General features: G+C 69.1%; 11 protein-coding genes. 1 reads left to right on the top strand and 10 read right to left on the bottom strand.

The features are described from left to right. Window positions 1–82 precede the first annotated feature (82 nt). From ABS361_09940 to ABS361_09895, 10 genes are all read right to left on the bottom strand, one after another. A complete protein-coding gene (locus ABS361_09940) occupies window positions 83–340 on the bottom strand; it encodes a hypothetical protein (GenBank protein ID XBY46496.1) in 258 nt (85 codons plus the stop codon). A 159-nt stretch (window positions 341–499) separates the two neighbouring features. Further along, window positions 500–847, bottom strand: a complete 348-nt coding sequence (locus ABS361_09935; GenBank protein XBY46495.1) for a RidA family protein — start codon at window positions 845–847, stop codon at window positions 500–502. A 23-nt stretch (window positions 848–870) separates the two neighbouring features. Beyond that, window positions 871–1986: an FAD-dependent oxidoreductase gene (locus tag ABS361_09930; protein ID XBY46494.1), complete on the bottom strand. Its 1116-nt coding sequence runs from the start codon at window positions 1984–1986 to the stop codon at window positions 871–873. Then, window positions 1983–3431, bottom strand: coding sequence for an NAD(P)/FAD-dependent oxidoreductase (locus ABS361_09925; protein XBY46871.1), 1449 nt, complete (start codon window positions 3429–3431; stop codon window positions 1983–1985). Before ABS361_09925 ends, ABS361_09930 begins: the two co-directional genes overlap by 4 nt. A 5-nt stretch (window positions 3432–3436) precedes the next feature. After that, window positions 3437–3733, bottom strand: a complete 297-nt coding sequence (locus ABS361_09920) for a (2Fe-2S)-binding protein (protein ID XBY46493.1) — start codon at window positions 3731–3733, stop codon at window positions 3437–3439. Between the two features lie 34 nt (window positions 3734–3767). Continuing rightward, window positions 3768–4907, bottom strand: a complete 1140-nt coding sequence (locus tag ABS361_09915) for an FAD-dependent oxidoreductase (protein XBY46492.1) — start codon at window positions 4905–4907, stop codon at window positions 3768–3770. 16 nt (window positions 4908–4923) lie between these two features. Then, window positions 4924–5730 carry an ABC transporter permease gene (locus ABS361_09910; protein ID XBY46491.1) on the bottom strand — a complete coding sequence of 269 codons (807 nt, stop codon included), beginning with the start codon at window positions 5728–5730 and terminating at the stop codon, window positions 4924–4926. Next, on the bottom strand, window positions 5727–6632 hold the full coding sequence (locus ABS361_09905) for an ABC transporter permease (protein ID XBY46490.1): 906 nt from the start codon (window positions 6630–6632) through the stop codon (window positions 5727–5729). The genes ABS361_09910 and ABS361_09905 overlap by 4 nt, the downstream gene beginning before the upstream one ends. Next, the gene (locus tag ABS361_09900; protein XBY46489.1) at window positions 6629–7672 is read right to left on the bottom strand and encodes an ABC transporter ATP-binding protein; all 1044 of its coding nucleotides are present in this window, start codon (window positions 7670–7672) and stop codon (window positions 6629–6631) included. Before ABS361_09900 ends, ABS361_09905 begins: the two co-directional genes overlap by 4 nt. Window positions 7673–7960: 288 nt before the next feature. Continuing rightward, window positions 7961–8998: an ABC transporter substrate-binding protein gene (locus ABS361_09895; GenBank protein ID XBY46488.1), complete on the bottom strand. Its 1038-nt coding sequence runs from the start codon at window positions 8996–8998 to the stop codon at window positions 7961–7963. Window positions 8999–9234: 236 nt separating this feature from the next. On the opposite strand from ABS361_09895, the gene ABS361_09890 reads away from it, so the two are divergent. Beyond that, window positions 9235–10143, top strand: coding sequence for a LysR substrate-binding domain-containing protein (locus tag ABS361_09890; protein XBY46487.1), 909 nt, complete (start codon window positions 9235–9237; stop codon window positions 10141–10143). Window positions 10144–10176: the final 33 nt, after the last annotated feature.

Here is a 10176-nt window from a genome sequence, read left to right as displayed (position 1 = left end):
GATGCGGCGAAGCATGGACCGACGACCGGATCAATGGAGGCAGGGGCCGGGGCGTGCGACAACGCTCGCCCCGGCAAGATGATCAGCTGCCGTTGCGGCCTTTCATCGCGGCAATGAACATGTCTGACCACACGGCCGGCTTCTGCTTGATCGTGCCGGCCAGATGCATGAACTCGGCGTATTGCATCACGCCGTCGGGCGTGGTCGAGAACCGGGTGTCCTTGTCGTTCAGGATCTCCAGCACCTCTTCCTTGCTGACCTTGTTGACCGAGCCGTTCAAGGCCGGCGCCGGCTCGTCGGGCTCGGGCCTGGGGCTCGCGATCGTCAAGGATGTGGTCACGAGCCACCACGGCCGGCTGACATTCGGCCGTGGCGGCTTTGGGTTCACCGCCGGTTTTGAACTGCCCCGGCGCGAACGGCCGGACCTCGAAAGCGCCTGAGGCCGGTCCTCGGGGGGCGACCGGAGCGTTCGGCTCCGGTCGCGTGGCGGAGACGCGGCTCAGCCCTTGAGCGCGGTCACCACCACCTCGATCATGGCGCCGCCGCCGAGATCGGAGACGCCGACCGTCGCCCGCGTCGGCAGGTTGTCGCCGAAGAAGGCGGTCCAGGACGCGTCCATCTCCTTCTTCTTGGAGAGGTCGGTCACGAAGATCGAGGCCTGCACGACGCGCGAGGCGTCGGTGCCGGCCTCCTTCAGATAGCCCGCGATCTTTTCGAGGATGTTGGTCGTCTGCTCGCCCATCGAGACGGTCGTGTCGTCGGCGATCGTTCCGCCGAGGAACACGAAGCCGTTCGCCTCGACGGCGCGGTGCATGATCGGCGTGCGGATGCTGCGGGTAATGGTCATGCGTCTTCTCTTCTGGTTGGGGATCAGGGGAGCTGGAAACGGCCGATGCCGAGCTCGGCGACGCGCGTCTGCGTGCCGCCGTCGACGATGATCTCGGCCATCACGGCGCCGGCGCCGGGGCCGAGCTGGAAGCCGTGCAGCGAGAAGCCGAACTGGTGATAGAGCCCGTCGTGGCGTGCGCTCGGACCGAACACGGGCAGGTCGTCGCGGGTCTTCGCCTCGATGCCGGCCCAGGCGCGCACGATCGTCGCGCCGCGCATGACCGGGAACAGGTCGAACACGGTGCGCGCGCTCTCGGAGAGCTTGCGCCAGTCGAGGATGGTTTCGTTGCGGTCCTGGTCGGGCGTCGCCAGATGGCCTCCACCGATCAGCACCGTGCCGTTGGCGAACTGCTTGAACGACAGCTTGCGGCCGCGCAGGATCACGACCGGGTCGATGAAATGCGGCACGCGCGAGGTGATCATCAGCATCGGCGCGACGGTCTCGACCGGCACCGGCTCGCCGAGCGCGGCGGCGATGCGGCCGGCCCAGGCGCCGGCGGCGTTGACCAGGATCGGCGCCTCGAAGGTTTCCGTTCCGACGTCGACGCGCCAGAGCCCGGCGTCCTTGCGGACGTTGCGCGCCGGCTCGCCCTCGCGGACGAGTGCGCCGAGGCGTTCGGCCTTGCGGCGGAACGCCGTCGTCGTGCGTGCCGGATTGGCGGCGCCGTCGCGGCGTGACACCACCCCGCCGGGACAGGTCTCGGCGACGGCGGGCACGAGACGGCGCAGTTCGGCGGCGTCCATCAGCTCCTCGTGGACGAAGCCGCGCGCGTTCAGATCGTCGACACGGATGCGGCAGGCGGCGAGTTCGCCGTCGTCCTCCGCGACCAGCACCTGGCCATGGCTCTCGAAGCCGCAGTCGTCGTCGACGAGGTCGGCGATCCGCTCCCAGATGTCCATCGAGCGGTTCGACAGCGGGATCTCCGCGACGTGGCGCGCGAGCTGGCGGACACCGCCGGCGTTGACGCCGGAGGCGTGGCGGCCGGCGTAGTCCTTCTCGATCAGCACCGGCTTCAGACCGCGCAGGCAGAGGTGCAGCGCGGTCGAGCAGCCGTGGATGCCGCCGCCCACGACGATGGCGTCCACCCGGGTGGTCATCCGCGCACCACGGCTTTGACGCTGTCCTCGGTCTTGGGCAGCGCGGCGAGTTCGCCGAGCGAGATCGGCTTCACCGGCGCGCGCAGCCGATAGTAGCCGATCTCCTCAGGGCTCTTGCCGCGCGCCTCGGCCATCAGCTCGGTCACGGTCAGGCCGCAGAGCCGGCCCTGGCATGGGCCCATGCCGGTTCGGCGATAGGCCTTCAGCTGGTTCGGGCCTGTCGCACCGATCGCGACGGAGTCCAGGATGTCCTTGGCGGTGACCTCCTCGCAGCGGCAGACGATCGTGTCGCCGCTCGGGATGCGGAACTGCTTCGCCGGGCGGAACAGCGTGTCGAGGAAGGCGCGGCCGCGGGTCGCGCGGGCGAGCGCGGCCTGCAATCCGCTCATCGGCTCGATCTTGGCCGCGGCGTCCGGTGCCAGCGCCTCGATCGCGGCACGGGCGGCGATCCGACCACGGAACACGGCCGCTCCGGCGCCACCGATGCCCGCGCCGTCGCCGGCGATCGCGATGCCGGCGACCGAGGTGGCGCCGGTCGGGTCGATGACCGGCGACCAGCACAGCTGCACGTCGTCCCAGCGATGCTCGATGCCGGCGGCCATCGCGAGATTGACGTTCGGCACCACGCCCTGATGCAGGAGCAGGAGCTCGGCGGCGACGGTCTCGCGCTTGCCCCCGGCCGTGTAGACGACACGCGCCAGCCGGCCGTCGCCCTCCGCCGCGAGTTCCGTGACGCCGCTCACGACCGGCACCTTGGCCCGCACCTCGCGCATCATGGCGAGGCCCTTGGCGAAATAGGGCGAGGTCAGGAACGCAAACGCATGCGGCAGCGCAGCGAGCCAGTTCTTGCGCTCGGTCGTATCGAGGATCCGGTCGATGCGACCGCCGAGGCGCAGGACCTGCGCGGCGAGCAGCCACAAGAGCGGCCCCTGGCCGGCGATCACCGTCTTCCCGTCGGGGACGAGGCCGGAGGATTTCAGCATGGTCTGCGCCGCGCCGGCGGTCATCACGCCGGGCAGCGTCCAGCCCGGGATCGGGAACGGCCGCTCGAGCGCGCCGGTCGCGAGGATCACGCGGCCGGCCTTCACGAAGGTCGAGCCGCCGGCGACCGAGAGGCCGACATCCAGGCTCTTGTCGAGCGACCAGACGGTCGCGCGCTGGATCACCTCCGCGCCGCTCGCCGCGACCGCCTCGACCAGCGCCGCGCCGGCCCAGAAATCGGTGCCGAGCGTGTCGCGCGCCTTGACCGGGGTCGAGGCGATCGCGCGCCAGACCTGACCGCCGGGGCCGGCGTTCTCGTCGAGGAGCAGCGTCGAGAGACCCGCTTCGGCCGTGGTCGCGGCGGCGGCGAGGCCGGCCGGGCCGGCGCCGATCACCACGACGTCGTACTGGTCGCGCTTCGGCGCGGTGGACGGGGAGGCCCCCGACGGGGCTCCCGGCGACATGGCGTTCATCGGCCGATCTCCCGCTTGCCCTTCTGGATTTCGATCTGCATGCCCTCGGCGACCGGCACCAGGCAGCCCTGCCGGTTGCCGACGCCGTCGATGGTGACGAGGCAGTCGAAGCACACGCCCATCATGCAATAGGGCAGACGCGGAGCGCCGCTGACCGCGGTCGCGCGGGCCACGTCGAGCCCGGAAGCGAGGAGGGCGGCCGACACCGTGTCGCCCTCGCGCGCCTCGACTGCGGTGCCTTCGACGAAGATCCGCACGGATCGTCTCGTGTCCTGTTCGGTTCGCTTGAACATGGATGTCTCCGGGCCGTCGCCGGCCGTCTCGTTGTCAGTAGTAGCCGCTGCCCGTCTTTGCCGGCGCGGCATCAAAGCGCGCGGCCGAGAAGGCGCCGACCAGATCGGGGGCGAGCCCGCCGTCCGCGACCATGCGGGCGATCTCGAAGGCGTGGTTGGAGGCGAGCGTCACGCCGGAATGGCAGCAGGCGACGAAGGCGCCGGGATGCGTTTCCGACTGGTCGTAGATCGGGAAGCCGTCCTTCGGCATCACGCGGATGCCCGACCACGAGCGCACGACGTTGAGCCGCGCCAGATGCGGGAAAAGCCGCTGCGCGCGATCCGCCATCACGGCGCTGACGGAATGATTGAGCATCCGGTCGTCGAGCTGCTCTTCCTTGCTGTCGCCGATCATCACCGTGCCCTCGTCGGTCTGGCGCAGCGTCGAGAGCGCGAACGGCAGGAACGGCACGGTCCGTTCGGTGACGACGATCTGGCCGCGCGTCGGGCCCATCGGCGCGGAGAGCCCGACCTGCGGCGCCAGCGTCTGGTTGGCGTTGCCGGCCGCGAGCACGACCTTGGCGGCGCGGATTTCGCCGGCGGGCGTCGCCAGGCGGAATTCGCCGCCGTCGCGCGTGATGGTCGAGACCGGCCGTTCGGGCAGGTAGTCCACGCCGAACTGCTTGAGGCCGGCGTGGAGCGCGCGGAAGGTCCTGAGCGAGTTCACGTGGCCGTCGAGCGGACAGAAGCTGCCGCCGGAGACCTCCGGGCCGATCAGCGGCAGCATCGTCTTGACCTCCGCCGCGGTCAGCATGTCCATCTTGTAGTCGGCCGCGCCGATCTGGTTGTGCATGCGCGTGACGAGTTCGCCGCGCTGCTCGAATTCCTTGTCGCCGAGGGTCAGGTGGAAACCGCCGTTCTGCTGCAGCGCGACGTCGAGGCCGGTCTGATCCTTCAGTTCGGCCGCGAGCCGGCCCCAGGTTTCCGAGGCCCGGACGGTCCAGGTCGTGTAGGCCGGCATGCCGAGCCCCTTGCTCTGCACCCAGACGAGCGCGAAGTTCGCCCGCGACGCGCGCTTGGCGATGTCGCCCTCGTCGAGCACGGCGACACGCTTGCCGAGCCGGCCCAGACCCCAGGCGATCGCCGAGCCGAGCAGGCCGCCGCCGACGACGGCGACGTCATAATCCTTGGACATGGTTTCTCCTCTCGCCCTATCTGCCGTGGTCGCTTCTGCCGGCGAGCACGCGGTCGAGCCCGTAGAGACGGTCGAGCAACACGAGGGCGGTCATGGTGACGGCGATCACGCAGGCGGACACCGAGGTCACCAGCGGATCGATATTGTCCTGGATGTAGAGGAACATGCGCACCGGCAGCGTCTCGGTGCCGGGTGCGGCCAGGAAGACGGTCATGGTCAGGTCGTCGAACGACTGGATGAAGGCGAGCGCCCAGCCGCTGACGACGCCCGGCATGATCAAGGGCAGCGTCACGCGCCGGAACAGCGTGAAGCCATCGGCGCCGAGCGAGACCGCCGCCATCTCGACGGAGCGGTCCATGCCGGTCGCGGCGGCGAGCGTCAGCCGCAGCGCGAAGGGGAACACGACGACGACATGGGCGACGAGCAGCGCGCCGAACGTGCCGCCGATCCCGAGCGCGGTGAAGAAGCGCAGGAAGGCGATGCCGAGCACGACGTGCGGGATCATCAAGGGCGACAGGAACAACGCCGAGAGCGCGTCGCGGCCGCGGAACTCGTAGCGGGCGATGGCGAGCGCCGCCGGCACCGCGAAGACGAGCGCGATGGCCGAGGACAGCGCGCCGAGGCCGAGGCTGACCCAAAACGCATGCACGAACTCGGGATAGTCCGCGATCGTCCTGAACCAGCGCAGCGAGAAGCCGTTGGTCGGCAGCGACAGGAAGCCTTCGGGCGTGAAGGCGACGAGGCAGACCACGACGATCGGCGCCAGCATGAAGACGACGAAAAGGGTATGGAAGATCAGCGCGATCGGGCCGTTCCTGCTCATCGGAACACCTCCGCGTAGCGCCGTTCGACGAGTGCGTTCGAGCCGGCGACGATCAGCACCAAGGCGACGAGCAGCAGCACGGCGACGGCCGCGCCGAGCGGCCAGTTCAGCGTGTTGAGGAACTCGTCGTAGGCGAGTGTGGCCGCGACCTTGAGCCGGCGGCCGCCGATGATTGCGGGCGTCGCAAAGGCGCTCGCCGACAGCGAGAACACGATGATCGCGCCGGAGAGCACGCCCGGCATGATCTGCGGCAGGATGATCCGGCGCACGATGGTCAGCGGCCCGGCGCCGAGCGACAGCGCCGCATTCTCGATCTGCGGATCGAGCCGCTGCAGCGCCGCCCAGACCGACAGCACCATAAACGGCATCATGACGTGCGCCAGCGCCACGACCATGCCGGTCTCGGTGAACATGAACGGCAGCGGCGCCTTGATCAGGCCGAACGACATCAGGAGCTTGTTGACGAGGCCGTTGTTGCCGCCGAACAGGAGCGCCCAGCCGAGCGTGCGCGCGACGACCGAGATCAGCAGCGGGCCGAGGATCACCAGCAGGAAGAAGCTCCGCCAGCGACCACTCATGCGGTTCAGGATGTAGGCCTCGGGCGCGCCGAGCACGGCGGTGATCAGCGTCGCGAGGATCGCGACCCGGAAGGTCCGCCAGAACATTTCGGCATAATAGGGATCGGAGGCGATCTCCTGCCAGTTCTTCAGGATGAAGACCCGCTCGATGCCCTTGTACTGACCCCAGTCGTGGAACGACAGCATCACCGTCATGGCGAGCGGGATCACCACGACGCCGACGAACAGCATCAGCGCCGGCAGGGCGAGCGCCCAGGCCGCGCGGGCGGCAGAGGCGGGCGCGGCGGCCGGGCCGGAAGCAGGGGCGGGCGCGGCGACGCTCATGGCCGGTCTCCCGCGGGGCGCAGGCTCATGTCCTCGGGCCGCCAGGTCAGATGCACGGCCTCGCCCTCGGCGGGCTGCGCGCCGCCGTCGTTCGGACGGATCACGATGGCGGTGCCGCATGCGGTTTCGCACTGGAACAGCCAGTGATTGCCCTGGAAGATCCGGGTCGTGATCCGGGCCGCGAGGCCCGTGTCGCCGAACCCCGTACGTTCCGGGCGGACGCTGACCGTCACCGTGCCCGAGACGCCGGCGGGCGCGGGGAGGTGCCATGCGCCGATCGCCAGCCGGGGCGGGGAGGTGGTGCCGTCGACGGTGGCGGCGAAGTCGTTGGTCTTGCCGAGGAACTGCGAGACGAAGGCGGAGGCCGGCTTCTCGTAGGTCTCCTGCGGCGTGCCGATCTGCTCGATGCGGCCCTTGCTCATGACCACGATCCGGTCGGATAGCGACATCGCCTCGATCTGGTCGTGGGTGACGAGGATGGTGGTGGTGCCGAGATTGCGCTGGATCTGGCGCAACTCGATCTGCATGTCCTCGCGCAGCTTGGCGTCGAGGTTCGACAGCGGTTCGTCGAGCAGCAGCACGTTCGGGCGGATGACGAGCGCACGGGCGAGGGCCACGCGCTGCTGCTGGCCGCCGGACATGCGACGCGGGTGGCGATCCTCGTAGCCGGCGAGGCCGACCATGGCGAGCGCGTCGCGGACGCGCGTCTCGCGCTCTGCCCGTGCCACGCCGCGCATTTCCAGGCCGAAGGCGACATTCTCGGCCGCGGTCATATGCGGAAACAGCGCGTAGCTCTGGAACACGATCCCGAGGCCGCGCTTCGACGGGTGCACCGTGGTCAGGTCGCGGCCCTCGAGCCGGATCGCGCCGCGCGTCGGATCGAGGAAGCCCGCGATCATCTGAAGTGTCGTCGTCTTGCCGCAGCCCGATGGACCGAGAAAGGAGATGAACTCGCCTTTTCCGACCGAGAGGCTGAAATCCTCCACGGCGGTCTGCGGGCCGAAGTTTTTCCCGACGTGGTCGAGGACGAGGAAGGACATGGTGTCGGGTTTCCGTGTCGAGGCTTCGCCGGCGCCGGCGGGACATTCCGGCCGACGGTCATCAGTCCGGTCGCGGGATAAGGGACCGCGGCACGGGAATGCGCGGTCGCGGTCGGTCGGGGCCCGGGCGGCGGACGCGGTGCCGCCGCCCGGGAACCGTTGCCCGGCCGCGCCGACCTGTTGAGGTTCGGTCGGTCGCGGCGGGCTCAGCGTGTCCGGCGGTGACAGGGGATCCCGCCGAACGGGAGCGGAGCGGGCCTCAGCCCTGGCTCGACGCTCGATCGGAGCTCAACGCTCGACTTCGCGGTTCCAGCGCTTGGTCCATTCCTCGCGCTTGTCGTTGATGATGCTCCAGTCCGGCGTGTAGAGCGCCGCGGCGCGCGCGCCGACCGGGGCCATCTTGATCATCTCAGGCGGCACCACGATCGACTTCAGAACCGGGCCGTAGCCGTAGTCCTTCAGCATCACGAGCTGGAGCTTCGGGTCGAGCAGCGCCTTGATGAAGGCCGAGGCGAGCGGCGAGGCATTCGGCTTGGCGATCGGGCAGGCGGTGGTGAGCAGCGTCACCGCGCCTTCCTTCGGATAGACGAAGTCGACCGGGAAGCCGGTGTTGGCGAGGCCCTGGACGCGGCCGGTGCCCCAGACCGCGATCACCGCCTGGCCGGACTGGAACAGCTCGGTCATCTTGCCCGGCGACGGCTCATAGGCGAGCACGTTCGGATTGATGTCGTTCTTGAAGATCTTGAAGCCGGCGTCGACGTTCGCCTCGCTGCCGCCGTTCATCTTGGCATGCATCAGCAGAGCATGCAGGCCGTAGGTGTTGTTGATCGGCGGGATCACCAGCTGCTTGGCGTATTTGGGATCCTTGAGATCGTTCCAGGAGGTCGGCGCCGCCCAGCCCTTCTCGGCGAAGATCTTGGTGTTGTACATGATGCCGGTCGCGACCAGACCGATGGCGACGGCCTTGTCGTCCTTGAACTGCGCGGCATCGTAGAGATCGGCCTTCGGCAGGCCTTCGACCTTGCCGCAGAAGCCGAGCTGGATCGCCTGATACATCGGGCCGTCGTCGACGATGGCGACGTCGATCTGCTGATTGCCCTTCTGCGCCTGCAGCTTGGCGAGCGTATCGGTCGAGTTGCCGGCGACATACTCGACCTTGACGCCGTTCGCCTGTTCGAAGGCCGGGATCACCTCGTCGCGGATCGTCTTCTCGAACGAGCCGCCGTAGCCGGCGACATAGAGCGTCTTCTGCTGAGCCGTCGCCGGCACGAGCGAGGCGCCGAGCGCCACGACGCCGGCGGCGGTCAAAAGGCCGAGCTTTTTCATCTGGACCGATCTCCTCATCAGTGCTGTCGGTGGGCCGCAGGTCGGGCGCTCGTCGCGATCGTCCGCTTGTGACCCCTTGATCTGTCGCCATCGCTGCCGCGGCGGTCGGGCTTCGCCCCACTTGCGCAAAAACACGCCGTGCCTTCGATCGAGGCAGAGCGTCGCAATCGGGGCTTTCATCGTCCAATGAATAATGACATCCTCTTCATGTCGAAATATTATGAATTGAGACTGGCATGGCCCGGATCAATCTGCGGCAGGTCGAGGCCTTCCGCGCCATGATGCTGACCGGCAGCGTCACGGAAGCCGCGGCGCTGATGGGCGTCACGCAGCCGGCGGCGAGCCGGCTGCTGCGCGACTTCCAGGCGCTGCTCAAGATGAAGCTGTTCGAGAAGCGCGGCACCGGCCTGGTGCCGACCGCGGCGGCGACGACGCTCTACACCGAAGTCGAGCGCTCCTTCGTCGGTCTCGATCGCATCTCGGCCGCGGCCGAGGAGATCCGCGGCCGACGCATCGGCATGTTGCGGGTCGCCGCGCTGCCGGCGCTCGCCAACGGCTATCTGCCGCGCCTTGCCGGCCGGTTCCTGGTGGAGCGGCCGAGCCTCAACCTGTCGTTCTTCGGCGTGATCTCGCCGCTCGTCGTCGACTGGGTGCTCAACAACCAATGCGACCTCGGCTTTGCGGAAGTGCCGATCGCGCACGCCGGCCTGCCGAGCGTGCGCATGCCGCCACTGCCGCGCGTCGCGGTCATGCCGGAGGGACATCGGCTCGCGACCAAGGCGGTGATCGTGCCGCGTGATTTCGAGGGCGAGACCTTCGTCTCGCTGTCGGCCGGCTCGTCGAGCCGGCACGTCATCGATCAGGTGTTCAACCGCGAGGACATCTCGCGCGTGCTCCGGGTCGAGACCAGCCTGTCGGAGATCATGTGCGGCATGGTCTCCTCCGGCCTCGGCGTCGGGATCTGCGACCCTTTCACGGCGCGCGAATTCGCCGGCCGCGGCGTGGTCGCGCGCCGTTTCGAGCCGCCGATCGACTTCGAGTTCGCGGCCGTGTTCCCGCCCCAGCGCAGCCCGTCGCCGGTCGCGCAGGATCTGGTCGAGGCGGTGCGGCAGTCGATCATCGCCATGACGGCCGCCGAGGTCTGACGGGCGCCCGCGCGGGCGGGCCTTCGCCCGGAT

It is taken from the genome of Ancalomicrobiaceae bacterium S20 (genome assembly GCA_040269895.1).
Taxonomy (GTDB): domain Bacteria; phylum Pseudomonadota; class Alphaproteobacteria; order Rhizobiales; family Ancalomicrobiaceae; genus Methyloraptor; species Methyloraptor flagellatus.
The sequence above is the reverse complement of the archived record's forward strand: the minus strand, read 5'-3'. Positions and strand labels throughout refer to the sequence as shown.

Coding starts and splice junctions, on each gene's coding strand:
- ABS361_09905 (XBY46490.1), bottom strand. CDS start 6,632: ATGAGCGTCGCCGCGCCCGCCCCTGCTTCCGGCCCGGCCGCCGCGCCC.
- ABS361_09920 (XBY46493.1), bottom strand. CDS start 3,733: ATGTTCAAGCGAACCGAACAGGACACGAGACGATCCGTGCGGATCTTC.
- ABS361_09890 (XBY46487.1), top strand. CDS start 9,235: ATGGCCCGGATCAATCTGCGGCAGGTCGAGGCCTTCCGCGCCATGATG.
- ABS361_09910 (XBY46491.1), bottom strand. CDS start 5,730: ATGAGCAGGAACGGCCCGATCGCGCTGATCTTCCATACCCTTTTCGTC.
- ABS361_09935 (XBY46495.1), bottom strand. CDS start 847: ATGACCATTACCCGCAGCATCCGCACGCCGATCATGCACCGCGCCGTC.
- ABS361_09900 (XBY46489.1), bottom strand. CDS start 7,672: ATGTCCTTCCTCGTCCTCGACCACGTCGGGAAAAACTTCGGCCCGCAG.
- ABS361_09925 (XBY46871.1), bottom strand. CDS start 3,431: ATGTCGCCGGGAGCCCCGTCGGGGGCCTCCCCGTCCACCGCGCCGAAG.
- ABS361_09915 (XBY46492.1), bottom strand. CDS start 4,907: ATGTCCAAGGATTATGACGTCGCCGTCGTCGGCGGCGGCCTGCTCGGC.
- ABS361_09930 (XBY46494.1), bottom strand. CDS start 1,986: ATGACCACCCGGGTGGACGCCATCGTCGTGGGCGGCGGCATCCACGGC.
- ABS361_09895 (XBY46488.1), bottom strand. CDS start 8,998: ATGAAAAAGCTCGGCCTTTTGACCGCCGCCGGCGTCGTGGCGCTCGGC.